Source organism: Amycolatopsis sp. NPDC034160 (assembly GCF_055575355.1).
Window position 1 is genome coordinate 188,320 of the sequence record NZ_JBVISU010000014.1, and the last position, 21,342, is coordinate 209,661.

The following is a 21,342-nucleotide window of genomic DNA, read 5'->3' on the forward strand; positions in this document are numbered from 1 at the left end:
CTTCGGTCACTTCGTCAGCCCGGGCGCGTTCACGCCCGGCTGGCCCTGCTGGGAGAGCACTGCGTTGAGCGGGCCGAAATCGGCGAACCCCTTGAGGTCCACCGCGGATTTCACGACGCCGGCGGTCACCGAATCCTGCGCGAGCTGGCTGAAGGTCGACGCGGCCGGGTCGATGCCGAGCTCGATACCCGAGAACGCGCGGTCGAGAACCGCCTCACTCAGGGTGCTGCCCGCCAGCGCCTTGAGTTCTCCATTGACCACCGTCTTCGCCTCGGCGGGGTTCGTCTTCGCCCATTGGATGGCGGCGAGTTCACCCTTGAGGATGGCGGTGACGGTCTCCGGATGCTGCTGCAGGAACTCGCTGCGGACGATCACGACCGTGGTCGGGAACTTGCCTTCCGGCCACAGGTTCTTCTCGTCCACCAGCACCTTCGCGCCGGCGTCCAGCACCAGCCGCGACGACCACGGCTCCGGCAGCCAGCCGCCGTCGAGTTCGCCCTTCTTGAACGCGTCGAACGTCTTCGGGTTGTCGAGGTTGGTGACCTTGACTCCCGCCAACTTCTTCTCGGCGACGAACTTCTTCAGCGCGACGTCCTGGGTGTTCGCCAGCGACGGCGTCGCGATGTTCTTGCCGGACAGCTGCTCCGGGGTGGTGATCTCGGGCTTCACCACCAGCTGCGCGCCGCCGGTGACCGCACCGGAGACAAGCTGGATGGCGCCCTTGGACTTGGTGAAGGCGTTGATCGCCGGACCGGAGCCGATGAAGGCGATGTCGAGCGAGCCGCCCAGCAGCGCGTTGACCTCTTCGGGTCCGGCGTTGAACGTCTGGGGCGTGAGCTTCGTCGAGCCCAGCTCACCGGCGAAGAATCCCTTCTTCACCCCGATCAGCGCGGGCGCGTGCGTCACGTTCGGGAAGTATCCGACCCGCACTTCGGACGCGGCTCCCTGGCTCTTCAGCTCGGCGGGGGCCGTACCGCTGTCGGCGCGCGAACACCCCGCGATCCCGCCGGCCAAGGTCAGTACGGCGAAGGCCGCGGCCAGCAGACGGGCTCTGTGGTGGGTGCGCACGGAAAGTCGCCTTTCGGAGGGTACGACGCTGCTCGGGTGGTGGCGCGAGAGTCGCATGTTCACCCACCTGCCTGCATCGCCATCCGAATGACGGGAAAGATCCCGAGAAACCTTGACACCAGGCGGAACTGTTGTTCCATATGTCAAGACGCGGCGAGCGGCCTCCTGGTGTAACGGTCCGGGCCGAACGGGCGAATCACGCTTAGTGGTGACACCCCGTCGGACCGTCGCGATGGCCGGCGTGCTGACCGCCGGCCTCGGGCTGGGCGTGCTGGCGATGACGCTCAAGATCGCCGACGGTACGCACACCGTGCTCGACACCACCCTGTCGACGACGACCGGGTTCCTCTTCCTGCTCGCCGGCGCCGTCGCGCATGTGCGACGGCCCTCGAACCCCACCGGTCTCCTCATCGCGCTGGCCGGGCTCGCGTTGTTCGCCGAGGACCTGCAGTTCGCCGGAAACGCGGTCACGCACACCGCCGGGCTCGCGCTGTCCGCCGCGTCCAGCCCGGTGATCGCGCATCTGGTGCTGGTCTTCCCGCACGGGAGACTCCGGTCCCGCGGGGAACGCGCGCTCGTCTTCTCCGCCTACGGCGTGGTCTTCGGTTCGGCGGTACTCGGTCTGCTGGTCAACGACGATCCGCGGAACCTCGCCGCGGTCGCGGCCTCCCCGGAGGCCGAACAGCTGGTCAAACGGCTGCTGGAACTCGTCGGCGCGCTGATCGGCGGCGGTGTCGTCGTGGTGCTGGTCTACCGCTGGCTCGCCGGGCGGCTGCCGCAGCGGCGCCTGCTCTCCCCGGTCGTCGCCATCGCCGTGATCGGCGCGGTGAGCACGACGGTCGGCAGCGCGCTCGGCTCCGGGCATCCGGTCGCCGAACCGCTGCTCGACGTCTACCGCGTCTCGTTCTGCCTGTGGCCGTTGGCGTTCCTGATCGGGGTGCTGCGGGCGCGGGTCGGCAACGCGGAGATGATCCGGCTCCTGCTGGAACGCGACGGCTCCGGGCTGGCCGCGCTCGTGCAGGACGACGAGGTGTGGAAGGACACCCGGTCGATCGACGCGCTGAACGCCGCGGCCGGGCTGGTGCTGGACAACCAGCGTCTCGCCGCGGAACTGGAGGAGCGGCTCGTCGAGGTTCAGGCCTCGCGGGCCCGCATCGTGGCCGCCGCCGACGACGAGCGGAGACGAGTCGAACGGGACCTGCACGACGGCGCGCAGCAGCGGCTGGTGAGTGTCGTGCTACTGCTGAGAATGGCGGAACGGCGCCTCGGCGACGAGCTGACCCCCGCCGTCGCGAAGCTGCTGAGGAGCACCATCGACGAACTGCAGGCCACCGTCACCGAACTGCGCGAACTCGCGCGCGGGCTGCGTCCCGCGATCCTCACCGAGGCCGGGCTGATCCCCGCCGTCCGATCGCTGCTGGACCGGATCCCGCTCGCGGTCGACCTCGCCGGAGCTGACGTGCCCCGGCTCAGCGGCGCCGTCGAGGCGACGGCCTACTTCGTCGTCTCCGAAGCGGTCACCAACGCGTTGAAGCACTCGCAGGCCGGGGAGGTCAGGGTGCGGATCGACGTCGAGGATGACCGCTTGCGGGTGGACGTCCACGATGACGGCACCGGCGCGGCCGACATCGGCGGCGGATCCGGGCTGCACGGTCTCCGTGACCGCGTCCGCGCGCTCGGCGGCGAACTCACCGTCGACGGCGAGGCCGGTTCCGGCAGCACGGTGTCGGCCGTGATCCCGTTGGACGGTTAGACCCGCTGCGCGATGAGCACGGCGAGCCCGTCGAGGATCCGCTCCAGCCCGAACTCGAACCCACTGTCGGCGGGCGCGCCGTCGACCGACTTCGCCGCTTCCAGCAGGGCCGGGAACATGTCCGGATTCGCCGCGACATGCCCGCGCAGGGCGCGGTCGTCCTCCCAGGGCTGGGTCCCGGCGTTGTTCGTCGAAAAGGTGTTGCGCAGATGCCCGCTGAGCAGGAAGACCGCGTCCATCCGCTCGGCGCCGGTGAGTCCGGTGTCCGCCAGTGCGGCGACGGCGGATTCGGTCCAGCCGATCTCGCGCGGCCCGGTCGCCCGGACCCCGACGGTGGCGTCGGGCAGCCACGGATGCCGCTGCCAGGTCTCGCGCATCTGACGCGTCCATTCCGCGAGCCTGGACCGCCAATCACCCGGAAGCGCGACAAGGTCCGGCGCGGGCCCGATGGCCAGTTCGGTCATCACCGCGAGCAGTTCCGCCTTGCTCTTGACGTGGCGGTACAGCGCCATCTTCGTCACGTCGAGCCTGCTCGCGACGAGTTGCATGGAGACGCCCGCGATGCCGTCGGCGTCGGCGATCGCCGTCGCGGCGGCGGCGATCCGTTCGATCGTCAGCACCGGGCGACTGCGTTTGGGTTCGCGCCGGGACAGCCCCCAAAGCAGGTCGATGCTGCCGTCACCGGAATCCGGGACGCCTCCCGTCGAGGTCGCCATCGTGCACTCCAATTCCGAAGATTCGGGCTTGTCATCCGGTATCGGATGTGTCTAACGTACACCATGTGTCCGGCGGACACATCGCTCTCCTGGGGATACAAGAGCGTCCAAGAGATACTCACTGGGAAGGAACGGCGCCATGCGCAAGTTCAAGCTGCAGGTCCAGACCACCGTTGACGGCTACATGGGCGGCCCCGAAGGCGAGATGGACTGGATGACCATGCCGTGGACCGACGACGTCAACGCCTACGTCGGCCCGCTCTGGGACCCGGTCGACTGCATCGTGCTGGGCCGCAACCTCGCCGAAGGTTTCATCCCGGCCTGGCAGTCGGGCATGGAGGGCGAGACGCAGGAAACGATCGACAAGATGAACAACACGCCCAAGGTGGTGATTTCGAACAGCCTGACCGAGTCGCCGTGGGAGAACACCACCATCGCGGGTGGCGACCTCACGGAGATGGTGCACAAGCTCAAGGACCAGCCCGGCGGCGACATCATCACCTCGGGCGGCGCCCGGCTGGCTGCGGATCTGATCGCCAAGGGCCTGCTGGACGAGATCCACCTGTTCGTCAACCCGACCGCGATCGGCGCCGGCCTGCCGGTGTTCCCCGCACTGGGCACCAATCAGCCGCTGCGGCTGGTGTCGTCCAAGACGTTCGATTGCGGGATCACCGCGCTGCACCTGGAGCCGAAGAACTCCTGACCACCATGCGTTTAGTCCTCTAGATGCGGTGGTTGGTGGTGCGTACTACCGCATTCAGCGGACTAAACGCGAGAGGGGGCGGGTGTCAGGCCAAGCCGCGGATCGCGCGCGCGGGTGGCCGCACCCCCTGGATCGACGCGATCATCTCCAGCACCTGCCGGGTGCGCTTCACCTCGTGCACCCGGAACACCTTCGCCCCCTCGGCCACCGCCCAGGCAGTCGCGGCCAGGGTCCCGTCGACCCGTTCCGCGAGTTCCACGCCGAGCGTCTCCCCCACGAAGTCCTTATTGGACAGTGCCATCAGCACCGGCCAGCCGGTGTCGGCCAGTTCCCGTGCGTGCCGCAGCAGCGCGAGACTGTGCCACGTGTTCTTGCCGAAGTCGTGAGTCGGGTCTATCAGCACGCCCTCGCGCGGGACCCCGAGTGCGACGACCGCTTCGGCACGCGCCGCGGTCTCCGCGACGACATCCGCGACGACGTCCGGGTAGCGCACCCGGAAGGGACGGGTACGCGGGACGGCGTTGCCGGTGTGCGAGCAGACGTAGCCGGTGCCGAACTCCGCCGCGACCTCGGCCAGCCGCGGATCGGCGCCCGCCCAGGTGTCGTTGATCAGGTCCGCGCCCGCCTCGGCCGAGCGCCTGCCCACCTCGTGCCGCCAGGTGTCGACGCTGATCACCAGATCCGGATGCAGTGCACGGATCCGCTCGACGAACGGGACCACCCGTCGGATCTCTTCTTCGACGTCCACGTCCGCACCGGGGCCCGCCTTCACACCGCCGATGTCGACGATGTCCGCCCCCTCCGCCACCGCCCGCGCGACGGCCGCGAGCGCGTCCGGGTCGGCGAAGGTCGCTCCCTGGTCGTAGAACGAATCCGGGGTGCGGTTGACGATCGCCATGACCAAGGCGCGGTCCCGGGCGACGCGGCGCCCGCGGAAGGTCAGCTCGTTCACCTCTCGATCGTAGGCGAGGGCCGGTGCGGGTGCCGCCCACCGGGACCGTCCCGGACACCGGAGCGGCCATTCGAGTGGCTGCATCCCAGGTACGACACCAGACATCGGATCTCTCTTGACGCACCGCCGAGAAGGCGAGTAGTGCTTGTCCCGCAAGGAAAACTCAGCCCGGCGACCCGATCTCCCCGGCGCAGGAAGGGCCACGATGTCCTCAGATCCTCTTCGCGCGGCACGGCTTTCGCGGCGCACGGTGCTGGCCGGAACCGCGGGCGCCCTCGGCGCGCTCGCCCTGCCCGGCGTGGCCGGCGCGGTACCGGTGGACTGGTCCCGGGCGGTCGTCGAGTCGACGATGAAGCGCCACACCCCGGCCACCCTCGGCGGCTGGGGCTACACGCGCGGCCTGTACCTCTACGGCCAGTACCTGGTCTACGAACGCACCGGCGAGAAGCGCTATCTCGACTACATCCTCGCCTGGTACGACCGGTTCGTCACCGAGAACGGAATCTCCAACGAGTTCACCAACCTGGACGCGATGCGCTCCGGGCAGATGTTCCCCTTGCTGTACAACGAAACCGGGCATTCGAAGTACAAGACAGCGGCGGAACAGCTCCGCCGCCGGTTCCCGTCCTATCCCCGGACGTCCGACGGTGGGATGTTCCACGCCACGAGCAAGACCGGACAATTGTGGGCGGACGGCGTGTACATGGCGCAGCCGTTCCTCGCCTTGTACGGCAAGACCTTCGGCGATCGCGGTTACTGCTACGAAGAGGCCGCGAAGAATGTCACCGTCTACTTCGACCGGCTCAAGGAACCCGCCAAGGGCCTGCTCTACCACGCCTACGACGAGGACGGTTCGGAACCGTGGGCGACGGGGGCCGGGCGGCATTCGAAGTACCACTGGGCCCGCGCGATCGGCTGGCTCGGGATGACGGCGATCGACCTCCTGGAGATCCTCCCCGCCGACCACCCGCGACGGCGACGACTCGTCGACGTCGTCAAGTTCCTCGCGGCCGGCTACACCCGGTGGCAAGACCGGACTTCGGGCCGCTGGTTCCAGGTCGTCGACCGCGGCGGCGACAAGGACAACTGGCTGGAGACCTCGGCCTCGGCGATGTACACGTTCCTGCTCTCCAGGGCGGTGGAACGCGGGTACATCGGCGCGGAGTACGGGCCGGTCGCCGCGAAGGGCCACGCCGGCGTCCTGTCCCAGATTTCCACCGGTTCCGACGGGCTGACCGAAATCAAGAACATCTCCGAAGGCACGAATGTCGGCGACACGGCGTATTACTACGCGCGTAAGCGCAACACCAACGATTTCCACGGTCTCGGCGCGTTCCTCATCATGAATGAGCAACTGGCTTTCCAAGGCGGTGTCGGGTATTGACCTGAGGCGCTAACATCGCGTGCTGCGACGCCCACTCCCAGGAGGGACGACCGGATGCGCGAGACGCCGACCCAGGCCTCCTTTACCCGGCTCGAACTCGGTGACACCAGCAAGATCCCGGTCAGTGTGACGGTTTCCCCGCATATCTCACTGGTTTCGATGCTCGTCGAGGTCGTCGGCGGGTACGACCGCGGCCTGCCCGCTCCCTGGCGCCGCCAGGTGGGCTCGGCGATTCCGGAGCAGGGATACCGCGCGGCGAGCGCGCTCGCCCGCCGGGGTACCTCCGTGCAGCCGGATTTCATCGTGCCGATCAGTCCCACCGAGGACGCTTCCGCCGCCGCACAGGCGGAAATGCTGCGCGAACTGCCGGAAACCGACGTTTTGAAAGGCCTCGAAGAGGTCTTCGGCGACCAAGTGCCCGCGCAGTGGCGGCAGGCGGCCGACCATCCGAGACGCTGGGTCGCCTCGCTCGCGGACGCCTTCACCGCGACGAGGGTGGCGACCGAAAAACTCTGGACCAAGGCCCGTCCCCTGCTCGACCGCGAGATCGAACGGATCGGCGTCGCCTCCGTCCGCGGCGGGACGGATGCGGTACTTGGCCTGCTGCGGCCCCATTTCCGGTTCAGCAACGGCGCACTGCTGCTGCCCGACGCCGAACCGGCGCGCTACACCACCCGTGGCCGCGAACTGATCCTCGTCCCGATGCTCGCGGGCTGCCGGTCGGTGGTGTCCAACTTCGACGAGGAGGACGCCATCTGGATCGGTTACCCCCTCCCCGGGCTGGACGGCCTGCTCGAGAACGGCAAGCCCGAAGCACCCCCAGTAGCGGAGGGGCTCGACCTCGTCATCGGCGCCCACCGCGCGAAACTGTTGCGACACTTGGGAAAACCCGCCCGCATGGGGGAGATCGCGAACCTGCTGTCCTGCGCCGCGAGCACCGCGACCTACCACTGCGAGCAGCTCGTCTCGGCGGGCCTGATCCAGCGTCACCGCGAGGGCCAGGTCGTCCTGGTGGTCCGGACACCCCGCGGTGACGCTTTGGTGGATCTGTTGTCCTGACTCGTGAGTGGTAATGACGGTTCTAACCGTCATTACCACTCACGAGGCCCTAAACCCGTTGCAGGCCCGGCTTTCCCGCCTCGACGACGTAGCTGCGGTCCGCGGCGAGGGTCACCTTCGAGAAGTCGCGCTCGGTGGTGTCCGAGACGGTCATGAAATCCGCCCGCATCTGCGCCTGCGTGGCCGTCACCCGGACATAGCCGCGCTTTCCGCGGCAGTACTTGATGTGCGGGTTGTGCGAGAGCCACGTCGACGACGGATCGCTCGCGGTGTCGCTGTTGCTCGTCACCGACGTGGTCACCAGTTCCGAACCGAACACCGGGTCGCTGTGGTTGAAGTAGTCGCGACGCAGATCCGCGGCCCAGTGCCGGTGGACGTCGCCGGTCAGCACGATCGGGTTCGGCACCTTGCGGTCCACGATGCCCTTGGCGATCCGGTCGCGGGAAGCCTCGTAACCCTGCCAGGAGTCGGGGCTTTCGCAGGTCGCCTTGTTGCCGTCGCCGTCACGGGTGGCGAAGAAGACCTGCTGGCCGAGGAAGTCCCACTTCGCCGGGGCCGTCTCCAGCGCCTTCAGCAGCCACGCTTCCTGTGCGGTGCCCAGGATGCTGCGCGACGTCGACCGCATGTCGGTGCACGCGGGCCCCGCGTCGCCGGAAGGGTCGGGTACCTGCGCGTTGCGGTACTGCCGGGTGTCGAGCAGGTGGAACCGGGCGAGGTTGCCCCAGGCGAACTGCCGGTACAGGCGGATGGTCGAACCACTCGGCTTGGCGGTGGACCGGATCGGCATGTTCTCGTAGAACGCCTGGAATCCGTTGGCCTTCCGCTCGGCGGTCGCGGGGGTGGCGGTGCCGTTCCAGTTGTTCATCACCTCGTGGTCGTCGAAGACCACGATCCACGGCGCCATCGCGTGCGCCTTCTGCAGGTCGGCGTCGGTCTTGTGCTGCGCGTGCCGGGCGCGGTACTGCGCCAGCGTCGTCACGTCCTCGGTGAAGGCGAGCCTGCGCGGATTCAGTTCGGCGGCCGCGCGCCCGGACTTCCTCTCGTACATGTAGTCGCCGAGGAACAGCACCAGCTCCGGGTTGTCGGCGAGCATTCCCTTGTACGAGTGGTACCAGCCCTCCTCCCAGTGCTGGCAGGAGGAGAAGCAGTACTTCAGCTGATTGACCGTCGCACCGGCGGCGGGCGCCGTCCGCGTCCGGCCGACCGGCGAGATGTACCCACTGGTCTTGAAGCGGTAGAAGTACTCGCGTCCCGGCGCGAGGCCGACCGGCTCGATGTGCACGCTGTGCCCCGAAGCGCGGGCCGCGGTCGCATTGCCGCTCTGGACGATCGAGGAGAACGCCTCGTCGTTCGCGATCTCCCAGTCCACTGTGTACGCGGCGTCCGGCATTCCGCCGAAACCGTCCGGGTTCAGCGGAGCGGGGGCGAGCCGCGTCCACAGCACGACGCTGTCCGGCAACGGGTCACCCGAGGCGACACCGAGCTGAAACGGATCGTGGATGGCCGGCGCCGCCGCCATCGTTCTCGCGTTCGCCCACGAAGGCAACGTCGACGTCAACGCCGCCGCCGAAACCGCCGCGGCCCCACCGAGGAGTACCGCCCGCCGGTTCACCTGACCCATGAGAATTCAACCTTTCGAAGTGGGGAAAGAACAGGGAGGGATCTCACGCGGCGTAATCGGTGATGCCGCCACTGCAGGCCTCGAGTACCGGATTCGCGGCGGCGTTGGCGACGCAGACCTTGTAATAGACCCACGACCCCTTCGCGACCGGCACGGCCTTGTCGACGTGCGTGCCGTTACCGCCGGAAGCCCAGACGTAGAACGGGCCGGCGCCACCCTTCGTCCAGTAGGCGACCACGGCGGACTTGCCGTCGGCGTCCTGGTCGTAAACCAGGAAATGAGCATCCGATGAACGGAACTGCCCTTCGCCGGCGCAGGTACCGGTGGAACATTCGGCGCTGCCGGAACCGACCCCGCAGTCGGGCGCGATCCGCTGATCGGAGCCGGTGTGGACATATCCGTCCGAAATGTAACCACCGAGCGCGGGAACGTAGTCCCACAACGTCGTCGTGCCGAGCGGACCGGTGACCGAGGTCCCGATCGTCTGGCAGTCGATGGTCACCGTGGCGCCGTTGGCCACCGTGCGCACCGCGGTCGACGCCGTGTTCGGCGCGCGGCGCACGTTCAGCGGATCGCCTGCCGTCTTCACGGTCCCGGTCGCCGCGGCCAGCGCGGGGGTGGCACCGGCGAGCCCGAAGGCACCCGCCGTCACCAGCACGAGGAAGAAACCGGCGAGCCGCCGGACACTTGAACGCTTCATGGCCGCAGCGTCGACCGGAGTCGTACACATCCCGTACAAACACCGAAGGCCGTCTGCACATGCATACGAATGGATCTAGCCAACCATGGCGGTACGGCAATATTATCGACGGAATGGGGCTCCTGCCGTATTGGCGGTTTAGGTGACTATTCTCGGGTTTCGCGTTCTCGGTCCGCTGGAAGTGGCGGTGGACGGACAGGTGGTGCCGCTCGGCGGCCCCAAACCGCGTCTGCTGCTCGCCGCTCTGCTTCTCCAGCCCAACGTCGTCGTCTCCACCGAACTGCTGATCGAGGTCCTGTGGCCCTCGTCGGCTCCCCGTTCGGCGGCGGCGAACATCCGCACCTACGTCCATTCCCTCCGCAAACGCCTCGCCGATCACGATCCGGAACTCGGGGAACGGATCGGCAGCCGGGCGTCCGGATACATCCTGAAAGCTTCACCTGGGGAAATCGACCACATCAGGTTCGGCGAACTGGCCGCGCTGGCACAGGACGCGCTCGGCCGCGGGGAGGCCGAAACCGCTCTCGACCTGCTGGGGCAAGCCGAAGCGCTGTGGCGCGGGGAAGTCCTCGAAGGGCTACCCCACGACCACGGCTGGGGCGCGACGGTGGCCCGGCTGACGGAATCGCGGCTCGCGGTCTCCGAACAACGGCTGCGGGCGAGGATCGAACTCGGCCGTACCGCCGAAGCCGTCGCCGAACTGCGCGGCCTGGTCACCGAGCATCCCTTGCGTGAAGAACTCTGGCAGCAGCTGATCGTCGCGTTGCGGGCCGACGGCCGCATGGCCGACGCCATCGAGGCCTACGAAACGGCCGAGAAGGTGCTGGCCGAGGAACTCGGCACCGAGCCGGGACCGCGGTTGCGGGAAGTGCGGGCCTCGTTGGTCGCGACGCCGTCCGTGGCCGCGGAAACCGTGGCCGTCCCGCTCACCCGGCCGCTGGCGCCGGTCTGCCAGCTGCCCCTGGACCTGCCGGACTTCACCGGCCGCGACGCGGTGGTCGGCAACCTCGTCGAGCTGTTCCGACGCCGCCGCGAGCAGGGAAAACCGGCGATCGTCGTGCTTTCGGGGGCACCGGGGGTCGGCAAATCCTCGGTCGCGATCCGGGTCGCGCACGCGGTACGCGAGGACTTCCCGGACGGCCAGCTCCACGTCGACCTCGCCGGGACGTCGTCCTCGCCCCGGCCGCCGATGACCGTGCTCGCGGAGTTGCTCCGCGCGCTCGGCGTCCCCGACGCGGGCTTGCCGCGCGAGCTTCCCGAACGCGCGGCACTGCTGCGATCCCGGCTGGCGAGTACGCGGATGTGCGTCGTCCTCGACGACGCCGGCAGCGCGGCGCAGGTCCGGCCGCTCCTGCCCGGCGCGGGCACCTGCGCGGTGCTGATCACGAGCCGGGTACGCATGCCGGATCTGGCCGGGGCCACCCCGGTCGACGTCGATCTGCTGCCCGAGGCCGAGGCCGCGGAGCTGCTCGAAGGCATCGTGGGCGAGGACAGGGTGGCCGCCGAGCCGGAGTGCGCGGCCGCGATCCTGCGCCAATGCGGGTACCTGCCACTGGCGATCCGGGTCGCCGGGGCGAAGCTGACCCACCGGCCCGGCTGGACGCTGCGCGTACTGGCGGACCGGCTGCGGGACGAGCGACGAAGACTCGACGAACTCCGCGTCGGCGATCTGGCCGTCCGCGCCAGTGTCACGCTCAGCTACGACCTCCTGCCGATGTCGGCGGCGACCGCGTTCCGCGGCCTCGGCGGCCTCGGCTCGGTCCAGTTCCCCGCTTGGGCGGTGGCGGCCCTGCTCGGCCGGACCCACGCCGACGACGTCCTCGACGTGCTGGTGGACGCTCACCTGGTCGAACTCACCGGCTCGGACGGCACCGGCGAGCCGCGCTATCGCCTGCACGACCTGTTGCGGTGTTACGCCGTCGAACTGCGGGCACAGGACGTCCCGGCGAAGGCGCGCGACGCCACGAAACGCGTACTGGAGGGATATCTAGCCCTCGCGGTCGAAGCCGCGGATCGGATGCCGATCCACTTCTTCGGGCTCTACCGGGACGACACCGCCGTCCAGCCGGCTCTCCCGCCGGGGACCGCGAGGCTGGTCGAGGATCCGGCCGCGTGGTTCGCCGCCGAGCGGCACACCTGCGTCGCCGCCGTCTCGCTGGCCGCCGACCTCGGTTTCGACGCGCTCGCCTGGCGGCTCGCCGCCGCGCTCGCGCCGTACTTCGACCAGCGCGGGCACCAGGACGACTGGCTGCACACGCACGCCGTGGCGCTGGCGGCGGCCCGCCGGTCCGGCGAGGTCCGAGGCGAAGCGATCATCCAGCGCAACCTCGGTCAAATCCAGCTGTACCAAGACAGTTACGCCGAAGCGCTGGTCGCGTTCGAGCAGTCGCAGCTGCTGTTCGACAAGATCGGCGACGCCCGGGGCGCGGCGATCGCACTGGCCGGGCTCGGCACCGTGCTGCGGATCAAGGGCGAGGTCGCCGTCGCGCTGGAGCACTGCCACGCGGCGCTCGACCAGTTCTCGGCGGCCGGTGACCCGCACGGCGAGGCCGTCGCGCGGATCGCGATCGGCGCGGTGTGGCTGGCGCGGCGCCGGTTCGCCGACGCGGAGCGCTGGTTCACCGAGGCACTCGAACAGGCCGCGGACATCGGCGACCGGCATCGGGAGGCACACGCGCTCAAACGGCTCGCGATGTTGCAGCAGCATCAAGGAAACCTCGCCGGGGCGCGCGAGCGGGTCGACCGGGCCATCGCGATCTTCAACGAACTCGGCGACGATCACTGCGTCGGCTACGCGAACCAAAACCTCGGCGAGCTTTATCTGCACAGCGGCGATCTGGCCCACGCGCAACTGCTGCTGGTCAATTCGCTGAGCGTGCACCGGCGCAACGGGGACCGCCGGTCCGAGGCCGAGGTGTCACAGTTGCTGGGGCAGCTGCACGAGGCACTGAGCCAGCCGGAGCGGTCGCGGACGTACTCGGAACGCGCGCTGGCGTTGTGGCGGGAACTTTCCGCGCGGCCACAGGAGTCCGCGCTCGCTTCGCGGCTACAGGAATCCGCCGAAGCCTCCTACGGCGACTCCGCGAGCGCCTGACGTCGAAGTACATGAAGGCCCCCTTCCTTGCGCCTAAGTACAGGAAGGGGGCCTTCATGTACATCCCGGGCGTTTGTATCGATCGTGTACAGGTCCCGGCGAAGCTCCCTTCGTAGCAACCGAGAGTGCTCGAAGGGAGACCGGAATGGTCCGGACCGTGAAGGCCCGCCGTGTGATGGCGGCCGTGCTGGCCATGGGGGCGGTCACCGCGCTGGCCGCCAACCCCGCGAACGCGGCGCCCGAAGGAAGCTGGCGCGCCGACTTGTCCACTGTGGACGGTGACGACGTCAACGTCCGCAGTGACGGTGGCGTGCTCAGCCTGGAAAACGCCGCCTGGCACAGGAAACCCGATTCCATCGGCAGCCAGGGCTACCTGCTGCTGGCCGAGCAGAAGCTCGGAAAGCCGGTGAACCGCGTCACCGCGCGGGTGACCGCCGACGCGCCGAAGGGCACGGCCGTCGAGGTCGACGTCCGGGGCAAGCTCAACAACAACGACTGGACCGAGTGGACACCCACCGAGGACGGTGGCGCCCAGCTGTCCACTTCGGTCTCCACCGTCCAGGTCCGGGTCGGCCTGCGCACCGTGAACGACGGCCTGACTGCGAAGGTCAGCGACATCACGCTCCAGGGCGAGCTCGGCCCGCAGACCAACGCGATCGGCGCGGCCGCCGCCCCGCTGACCTACAAGGTGTTCGGCACCCGTGAAGGTCTCGTCGGCGGCACCACCGCCAACGGCCACGTGATCAAGTCCCGCGACCACTTCGTCGCGCTGCCCTCCGGCCGCGGCCTGGCGCCCAAGAACACCGGCAACTACACCGTCCGCATCTGCCGCACCGACAACAGCCGCTGCGAGTACGCGCCGGTATGGGACGTCGGCCCGTGGAACACCAAGGACGACTACTGGAACCCGTCGGCCACCCGCCAGATGTGGAAGAACCTGCCCCAGGGCAAGCCTGAAGCGCAGGCGGCGTACCAGGACGGCTACAACGGCGGCAAGGACGAGTTCGGCCGCAAGGTGGCCAACCCGGCGGGCATCGACCTCGCGGACGGCACCTTCTGGGACGGCCTGAAGATGACCGACAACGGCTGGGTCAACGTCTCCTACCTGTGGACCGGCTCCGGCCCGACGGGTGTCGTCAGCACCGCCGGCGACCCGATGAACGTGCGGGCTTCGGCGAGCACCACGGCGGCCGTCAAGGGCCTCGCGGCGAACTACGCGAAGGTCAACATCGAATGCTACGTCGAAGGTGAGACCGTCACCGGCAAGTTCGGCACCAGCAACGTCTGGGACCGGATCGGCCCGGATCACTACATCTCCGACACCTACCTGCAGACCGGATCGGACCTGCCCGTCGCGCCCAAGTGCGCGTGACCCCCTGAACGCGAAGGCCCGGCGCACCCCCATTGCGCCGGGCCTTCGCCCTTTTCCGTGGGTGACAACCCCGAAGTTCGCGTAGTCCGTGAAGCCTCCTTCCCTACCTTGAGAGTAGGGAAGGAGGCCTTCACGCGCCGCCGTACTCGCGTGCTCAGAGACGGGACTCGCGTGCCTTGGAGGAATCGAGACACTCAACGTCCCAATCCCTTCATGGATGCGAGCACCAAGCCGCGGCCTGGGCCGCCAGCCCCCAAGCCGCGCCGAATCAGCCTTACCATCACCATCAGAAGTGTCCCACTGAACGGCGCCTTTATTCACAATCATGAATGGCCTTCACAAACGCTCAGCCGTCGTGCGAAACTCCCGTGACGCATTCCCACTGACGAATGGCGGGCATCGTGAGCGTTTCCCGGCGCACCCTGTTGACCACCGCCGCCGGTGCCGCCGTCGCGGCGACGGCGATCACCCCCGCCACCAGTGCGACGGCGCAAGAAGCCGACGGGCTGAGGACTTTCCGCCGAACGGCCGACTACGCGGTGACCAAACTGCGAGCCGTCGCACCCCGCGTCACCGCCTTTCCGGAGATCACCCGATTCGAGAAATGGACCTATTCCACGAACGGGGGCTGGATCGGCGGTTTCTGGCCGGGGACATTATGGCTCGCCTCGATCTACAGTGGTGATCCGCAATTCCGGGCACTCGCGATGGCGGCCGCGGAAAAGCTCGCGCCGCGCCAGCACGAAACGCGTGATCACGACCTCGGATTCCTGTTCTATCCCTCGTGGGTGACCGGCTGGCGGCTCACCGGCGACGAGAAGTGGCGCACCGGCGCGCTCAACGCCGCCGCGTCGCTCATCCAGCGCTACAACGAAAAGGGCCGGTTCATCCGGGCGTGGGGCGCGCTCGGCACGCCGGGCAACGCCGGCCGGGTCATCGTCGACACGATGATGAATCTGGACCTGCTCACCTTCGCGAGCGAGCAGACCGGCGACCGGAAGTACCTCGACATCGCCGTCTCCCACGCGAAGACCACCGAACGGGTCTTCCTGCGGCCGGACGGTTCGACCCCGCACGTGTTCGACTTCGATCCGGACACCGGCGCCGAACTCGGTCCGAACTCCGTGCAGGGTTACGGCCCGGCGTCGTGCTGGTCGCGCGGCCAGGCCTGGGCGATCTACGGGTTCACCACGATGTACCGGCGCTCCGGCGACCCGCTGTTCCTGCGGACCGCGCAGCGCCTGGCCGACTTCGCGCTCCGCGCCCTGACCCCGGACAACGTGCCGGTGTGGGACTACCTCGCCCCGCAGGCGCCGCACGACATCAAGGACTCCTCCGCCGGAGCCGTGATGGCATGCGGGCTGCTCGACCTGGCGAAGGTCGCGAACCGGCCGCAGTACCGCCAGGCGGCGATCCGGATTCTCACAGCGTTGTGCGACACCTGCTTGACCACGAAGTCCACCCGCGCCGAGGCGATCATGGCGCGGGGCACCCGCAACCGCCCGGCCGAGGACGGCGTCGAGGTCTCACTGCCCTACGGCGACTACTACCTGCTCGAAGGCATCCTGCGGGTGCTGATGCCCGCGGAGCTCGACAAGGCGATCGACCTCTCCACCGGTCCGTGAAGCCGTCTCGTGAGTGGTAATGACGGTTAGAACCGTCATTACCACTCACGAGGCGTCAGTGCGCGTGGTGCGCGTGGTGCGCGTGGACCTTCGCGTGCCCCAGGCCGCGCCCGATCATCCACTTGTTCACCGGCACCGTCAGCACGAACGCGACGGCCAGCGAGAACGCCAGCGCGCCCCAGAACAGCAGGCTCCCCAGCCCGGCGTCCATGGCGCCCGGCACGGCCACCATGATCCCGTTGTCGACGATCTCCATGACCGCGATCGAGACGGTGTCGGCGGCCAGCGCCACCTTGAGGGCCGCGCCGATCCGCAGGCCCGACTTCAGCACGCCGCGCATCGTCAGCGCGTAACCGAAGACGAAAGCCAGCGCGACCGACAGGACGATCGTCGCCGCGTTGTGCAGGCCGAGTGCCGTGCCGATCACCATGCCGAGGACCTCGCCGATCGCACAGCCGGTGAGGCAATGCAGGGTCGCCGACGCCGCCATCGACCAACTTGCTCCATGCCGTGTCTCGTTCATACGAACCAATATACCCCCTACCCGTATACCTGGTGCGGTGACGCGGCTCTCCCGGTCGCTCACCGTCACCCCCGTAGGCCGACTCGGTAATCGGGCCAGGTCGATGAACTCACTTCCGTAACCCTTTGCGCTCATCCGGTTGACCGGGGTAACCGGAGACCCTAGTTTCGCCGGAGGTCTCCACCGCGCGCAGACCGATCGGCTGGTTCAGGTAGTTCCGTGACTATGGGGTGGAGATGCGAGGGCCGACGAAGACGCTCGTGGTGGCGGCCGTGTGCGCTTTGGGCATGCTGTTCGGGCTGATCGGGTGCGGCGGCGAAGAGCCGACCGGGACGGCGGCCAAGCCGATCCGGATCGCGTTCGTGCCGAAGGTCGCGGGCATCCCGTACTTCGAGGCGATGAACACCGGCGGGCACGCCGCGGCCAAGCAGCTCGGCGTCGAATGGGTCTCGACCGGGCCGGCGACGGTCGACCCCGCCGCGCAGGTCTCGATCGTGCGCGGCTTCGTCGACCAGCGGGTCGACGTCATCGCGATCGCCCCGAACGACCCCAAGGCGATCGCGCCCGCCATCGCCGAGGCGCGCGCCAAGGGCGTCCACGTGATCACTTCGGACACGGACGCACCCGGCACCGGCCGCGAACTGTTCGTCAACCAGGCGACCCCAGAGGGCATCGGCGAGGCGCTCACCGACGCCCTGATGAAGAAGATGGGCGGCACGGGCAAGTACGCGATCGTCTCCTGCGGTGAGAACGCCGAGAACCTCAACGCGTGGATCGCCGTCCAGCGGGCCTATACCGCTACCCGGTACCCCCAAGCCCAGCTCGTCGAGACGGTCTACGCCGGCGAAGATCGGAACCACGCCACCACGCTGGCCAAGAACCTGATGATCAAGTACCCGGACCTCACCGGCCTCGTCGGCGAGTGCACGACGTCCGCGCCGGGAGTCGCCGAGGCGGTCCGCACGCAGCAGAAGATCGGTCACGTCTTCACCGTCGGCGTCGGGACGCCGCAGGCGATCAAGCCCTATCTGCTGGACGGTTCCGCGTCGCTTTCGGTGCTGTGGAACGTCGAATCGCTCGGCTACCTCACCGCGTGGGCGGGCAAGCAGATCGCCGAGGGCAGGCAGCTCGGCCCGTCGAACAAGGTGAACCTCGAACTCCCGGCGATCAAGTACGACGCCGCCACGAAGACCGTCCTGCTGGGTGATCCGCTGCTGATCACGCGCGAGAACGTGGACCAGTTCAAGTACTGACTCACCGGGCCCGCCGCGCGGCACCGGCCGCCGCCGCACCACCGAGGATCAGCACCAGCGTGGTCATCCCCCATCGTCGCTTCTCCTTCGTGTGGGCGTGCGGGTCGGCCTCCGCCGCTTCCTCGCGCTCCCGGACGGCGGCCGAACGCTTCGGCGGCGGCACGGGAGCGGGCGGCTCGACCACCCTGGGTGTGGACGTGGGCCTCGGCGCCGGGCTCGGTGTGGGCGTCGGGCGGGGAGTCGGTGTCGGGCTGGGGCTGGGGCTGGGGCTCGGTGATGGCGTAGGGGACGCAGAGGTGGGTGTCGGCGTGGGGGCAGGAGTGGGGGACGGCGTGGGTGTCGGAGTTGGTGTCGGCGTCGGCTTGGGCGGTTCCGGTTTCGGCGGCTCGGGGACTTCGGGGGCGGTGAGACAGCCTGCGGCGTCCGACCCCGCGAGCGGCGGGCCCGACCGCACCTCGGTCACCCGCCCGCCGCGATCGAGGCGGTAGAGCACGCTGCGCCCGCCGATCCGGTTCGCCGTGGCGTACAAGGCACCGTCGCGGCCGAGCACGACGGAACCGTAGACATCGGCCGGCGGGAACCGGGCATCGTCGGCTTCGCGCACCTTGCCGGACGCCGGATCGATGGTGATCACGACGCCTTTTCCGCGCCAGGTGGTCGAAACGCCGTAGAGCAGTCCGTTGTGGTAGGCGAAGTCGTTGACGTCGTGGGCGAGGGTGATCGGCCGCAGGAACACCGTCCGGATCACCCGCAGGTACCGGGTCCCCGGCGTCAAGTCCACTGTGTACAGTGTGCCGTTCCTGAGCAGGTACCAGGAATTCCCGCCGATCGCGCCGGCGGTCACCCCCGCGACGGGGCTCCACACCGGCAACCGGTTCCCGGCGCGGGTGATGAGACCGAGATCCCGGGCGGTCCCGTCACGATCGATCGCCACCGCGTGCGCGCCCCGGCTGTGTCCTTCGGCGACTCCGAAGATCTGGTCTCGCGTCGCGGAGTAGCCGAGCGCGTTGAGCCGGTAACCCGGATCGGTGACGCGCAGCGTGGTCCCCGAACCGACGTCGAGCCAGCGCAGCTTCGACTTCCCGTGCGACCCGTTCTCGGCCTGCACCACCAGACAGGACTCGGCGGCGCGCGCGGCCATCGGGGCCAGCAGCGCCGAGGTGCCGACCAGTCCGGCGACGGCCACCGTCGCCGCGGCCCGCGTCACGCCGTCCACGGCGCTCAAACGAGCCTTGCCCGTGCGGAGGTGAACGCGTCGGGCGGGATCCGGACCCCACCGCCGAACGGGTTCTGCAGCTGGTAGATCGAGAACAACAGGAGGGTGATCGTGCCGGCCAGGGTGGAGACGATGACGAGATGCGCGGCGAGGCGGGTGCCGCCGAACAGGTTGGGCAGCAGGACCGAGATGAGGCTGCCGAGGATCAGCGCGAACCAGACGACACCGCCGACCCGGCTGCCCCCGACGGCGTTGAGCCGAGCCTGACGGGCTTCGTAGACCTGCCAGAGCTGAGTGGTCGCCTCGGCCTTGCGCTCACGGACCCAGTCGTCGTCCGTCGGCGCCTTTTCGACCGCCTTGCGCAGCTGGTCGAGTTGCGCCCACCCGGCGTCAGGGACGGCCTCGTCGCCGGCGGTCATCAACGGCCACTCCCGCTGTTCGACCGTGGTGACGTACTCCGCGCTCAGCTTCCGTACCTCGTCCTTGACCTCCGTCCCCAGGGAATCCGCGGCCCAGACGGCGGCGACGAGACTGTCCGCCTCGTGGTAGGAGCCTTCGCGCGCCGCGCTCGCGGAGTCGAACAGGGAGATCAAGATGAACGCGACCAGTACCGCGTGCAGCCCGCCGACGATGGTGAACACCTGGCCGGCGGCGTCGTTGTTGTCACGCCGCCCCTCGTCCCAGCCGAATTTGCGGACGAGGTAGCCGACGAACCCGGCGAAGACCGCCGCACCGACGACCCAGGCGATGCCGGTCAGATAAATGCCCATTCGACTCCTTCGCTCCGAAGACTGTTGAAACTAGTTCACCGTTCGGCGCGTCGAAAAGGTCAATGGGATCAATTCATACTCGCGGCGCAACGCGGTCTGTCGAGCATCACCTTCCCGGTGCGATTTCTCAGCACGCGAAACGTTTTACGGCACCCGCCGGAAAGGCGCGTCACCGGTTGGAGAGCGCGGCTTCACGACCGAGTGAGCAGCGGACACAAGACGTGACCAACGCGCCCGTTTACCGACGGACCGGTCGGCTTCGACGCCCGAACGGCCCTCACGAACAGCGCCTACCAGTGCCGATCCGGCAAACAGGTGAACATACCCCAAGACCCGATCGAGTGTTTGTGCCGGGATTACCGCTTGCTATGTTCATTTTGTGCGTACCCCACTCGAATGGGTAGCCGCGAATACGCGATCAGCAGTTCTCATGGCGGAATGACCCGCCACGACGACGGGTGGATTCCTTGACGACCATCGAGACCCGCACCGGCGCCCGGCCCGCCGGCGAAATTCTGACCTGGAGCCGTAATCTGCTCGATCCGGCGCTGCGCGATACCGTCGGAAACCTACCGGAGTCGATGCGCTTGATCGCCGGCTACCACTTCGGCTGGTGGGACGAGCACGGCCGCCCGTCCACTTCGGACGGTGGCAAGGCGTTGCGGCCCGCGCTCGTGATGCTGGCCGCCGAGGCGGTCGGGGGCGACGCCGAGATCGCCGTCCCGGTCGGGGTCGCGGTGGAGCTGGTGCACAACTTCTCCCTGCTGCACGACGACGTGATGGACGCCGACACCACCCGGCGGCACCGCCCGACGGCCTGGACCGTCTTCGGCACCGGCGCCGCGATCCTGGCCGGGGACGCCCTGCTGTCGCAGGCCTTCGAGGTGCTTGCCCCGTTCGGGCAGACCGCGTTGCGGGTGCTGAGCACGGCCGTGATCGACCTGCTGGAAGGGCAGAGCGCGGACCTGAAATTCGAAGAACGCGGTGACGTCGACACCGCCGAATGCGTCCGGATGGCCGAAGGGAAGACCGGCGCGTTGCTCGGGGCGTCGTGCACGCTCGGCGCGCTCGCCGGGGAGGGGAGGGAGGATCAGGTCGACCGGCTGACCGAGTACGGGAGGGCACTCGGACTGGCATTCCAGCACATCGACGATCTACTCGGGATCTGGGGTGATCCGGCGGTGACCGGGAAACCGGTCCACTCGGATCTCGCCAACCGGAAGAAGTCCCTGCCGGTGGTGGCCGCGCTCCACTCCGGCACGGCTGCCGGGCGAGAACTGGACGCCTTGTACCGCAGGGAAAACCTCGACGCCGCGGAGCTGCCCCACGCGGCGGAACTGGTGGACCGGGCGGGCGGCCGGACGTGGAGCCAGGAGCAGGCCGACGCGCTCCTGACCGGCGCGCTGCACCATCTCGCCGTCGCGAACCCGGTGCCTCGCCCAGGTGCCGAGCTCGCGGCCCTCGCGAAACTCGTGGTGCGGCGACGATATTGAGGACGGACGCGGAGAAGGCATGGATGGGCCGGGCGAAATC

The 21,342-nt window shown here is 68.6% G+C and carries 17 protein-coding genes; 9 read left to right on the forward strand and 8 right to left on the reverse strand.

Features of this window, described 5'->3' with window-relative positions:
• Positions 1-6: 6 nt before the first annotated feature.
• Positions 7-1,068: an ABC transporter substrate-binding protein gene (locus ACZ54P_RS26285; RefSeq protein ID WP_465464221.1), complete on the reverse strand. Its 1,062-nt coding sequence runs from the start codon at positions 1,066-1,068 to the stop codon at positions 7-9.
• Positions 1,069-1,300: 232 nt separating this feature from the next.
• Here ACZ54P_RS26285 and ACZ54P_RS26290 point away from each other — a divergent pair, with 232 nt between their 5' ends.
• Complete coding sequence (locus tag ACZ54P_RS26290) at positions 1,301-2,821, forward strand: sensor histidine kinase (protein WP_465464267.1); 1,521 nt, start codon at positions 1,301-1,303, stop codon at positions 2,819-2,821.
• Here the strand turns inward: ACZ54P_RS26290 and ACZ54P_RS26295 are convergent.
• On the reverse strand, positions 2,818-3,537 hold the full coding sequence (locus ACZ54P_RS26295; RefSeq protein ID WP_465464222.1) for a TetR/AcrR family transcriptional regulator: 720 nt from the start codon (positions 3,535-3,537) through the stop codon (positions 2,818-2,820). The genes ACZ54P_RS26290 and ACZ54P_RS26295 overlap by 4 nt on opposite strands.
• 139 nt (positions 3,538-3,676) lie before the next feature.
• Between ACZ54P_RS26295 and ACZ54P_RS26300 the strand changes: the two genes are divergently transcribed.
• Positions 3,677-4,240, forward strand: coding sequence for a dihydrofolate reductase family protein (locus ACZ54P_RS26300; protein ID WP_465464223.1), 564 nt, complete (start codon positions 3,677-3,679; stop codon positions 4,238-4,240).
• A gap of 85 nt (positions 4,241-4,325) precedes the next feature.
• Here ACZ54P_RS26300 and folP read toward each other — a convergent pair whose 3' ends face one another.
• Complete coding sequence (gene folP / locus ACZ54P_RS26305; RefSeq protein ID WP_465464224.1) at positions 4,326-5,192, reverse strand: dihydropteroate synthase; 867 nt, start codon at positions 5,190-5,192, stop codon at positions 4,326-4,328.
• Between the two features lie 205 nt (positions 5,193-5,397).
• Here folP and ACZ54P_RS26310 point away from each other — a divergent pair, with 205 nt between their 5' ends.
• On the forward strand, positions 5,398-6,576 hold the full coding sequence (locus ACZ54P_RS26310) for a glycoside hydrolase family 88/105 protein (protein ID WP_465464225.1): 1,179 nt from the start codon (positions 5,398-5,400) through the stop codon (positions 6,574-6,576).
• A 54-nt stretch (positions 6,577-6,630) separates the two neighbouring features.
• Positions 6,631-7,635, forward strand: a complete 1,005-nt coding sequence (locus ACZ54P_RS26315) for a winged helix-turn-helix domain-containing protein (protein ID WP_465464226.1) — start codon at positions 6,631-6,633, stop codon at positions 7,633-7,635.
• 49 nt (positions 7,636-7,684) lie between these two features.
• Here ACZ54P_RS26315 and ACZ54P_RS26320 read toward each other — a convergent pair whose 3' ends face one another.
• Together ACZ54P_RS26320 and ACZ54P_RS26325 are read right to left on the reverse strand one after the other, a co-directional pair.
• A complete protein-coding gene (locus tag ACZ54P_RS26320) occupies positions 7,685-9,256 on the reverse strand; it encodes an alkaline phosphatase D family protein (protein ID WP_465464227.1) in 1,572 nt (523 codons plus the stop codon).
• A 43-nt stretch (positions 9,257-9,299) separates the two neighbouring features.
• Positions 9,300-9,956, reverse strand: coding sequence for a hypothetical protein (locus ACZ54P_RS26325; protein WP_465464228.1), 657 nt, complete (start codon positions 9,954-9,956; stop codon positions 9,300-9,302).
• A 142-nt stretch (positions 9,957-10,098) separates the two neighbouring features.
• Here ACZ54P_RS26325 and ACZ54P_RS26330 point away from each other — a divergent pair, with 142 nt between their 5' ends.
• The 3 genes from ACZ54P_RS26330 to ACZ54P_RS26340 all read left to right on the forward strand — a co-directional run bounded on the left by ACZ54P_RS26330 (position 10,099) and on the right by ACZ54P_RS26340 (position 16,047).
• Positions 10,099-13,050: an AfsR/SARP family transcriptional regulator gene (locus ACZ54P_RS26330; protein WP_465464229.1), complete on the forward strand. Its 2,952-nt coding sequence runs from the start codon at positions 10,099-10,101 to the stop codon at positions 13,048-13,050.
• 145 nt (positions 13,051-13,195) lie between these two features.
• Positions 13,196-14,422 (forward strand): hypothetical protein, encoded by a 1,227-nt coding sequence (locus tag ACZ54P_RS26335; RefSeq protein ID WP_465464230.1) that lies wholly within the window; start codon positions 13,196-13,198, stop codon positions 14,420-14,422.
• 401 nt (positions 14,423-14,823) lie between these two features.
• Complete coding sequence (locus tag ACZ54P_RS26340; protein WP_465464231.1) at positions 14,824-16,047, forward strand: glycoside hydrolase family 88 protein; 1,224 nt, start codon at positions 14,824-14,826, stop codon at positions 16,045-16,047.
• 55 nt (positions 16,048-16,102) lie between these two features.
• Here the strand turns inward: ACZ54P_RS26340 and ACZ54P_RS26345 are convergent, their stop codons facing one another.
• The gene (locus ACZ54P_RS26345) at positions 16,103-16,537 is read right to left on the reverse strand and encodes a DUF4396 domain-containing protein (RefSeq protein ID WP_465464268.1); all 435 of its coding nucleotides are present in this window, start codon (positions 16,535-16,537) and stop codon (positions 16,103-16,105) included.
• 263 nt (positions 16,538-16,800) lie between these two features.
• Between ACZ54P_RS26345 and ACZ54P_RS26350 the strand changes: the two genes are divergently transcribed.
• A complete protein-coding gene (locus ACZ54P_RS26350) occupies positions 16,801-17,823 on the forward strand; it encodes an autoinducer 2 ABC transporter substrate-binding protein (protein ID WP_465464232.1) in 1,023 nt (340 codons plus the stop codon).
• A 1-nt stretch (position 17,824) separates the two neighbouring features.
• Here the strand turns inward: ACZ54P_RS26350 and ACZ54P_RS26355 are convergent, their stop codons facing one another.
• Positions 17,825-19,039, reverse strand: coding sequence for a DUF6923 family protein (locus ACZ54P_RS26355; protein ID WP_465464233.1), 1,215 nt, complete (start codon positions 19,037-19,039; stop codon positions 17,825-17,827).
• Positions 19,040-19,044: 5 nt separating this feature from the next.
• A complete protein-coding gene (locus tag ACZ54P_RS26360) occupies positions 19,045-19,809 on the reverse strand; it encodes a bestrophin-like domain (protein WP_465464234.1) in 765 nt (254 codons plus the stop codon).
• 467 nt (positions 19,810-20,276) lie between these two features.
• On the opposite strand from ACZ54P_RS26360, the gene ACZ54P_RS26365 reads away from it, so the two are divergent.
• On the forward strand, positions 20,277-21,302 hold the full coding sequence (locus tag ACZ54P_RS26365) for a family 2 encapsulin nanocompartment cargo protein polyprenyl transferase (RefSeq protein WP_465464235.1): 1,026 nt from the start codon (positions 20,277-20,279) through the stop codon (positions 21,300-21,302).
• The last annotated feature ends 40 nt before the right edge of the window (positions 21,303-21,342 follow it).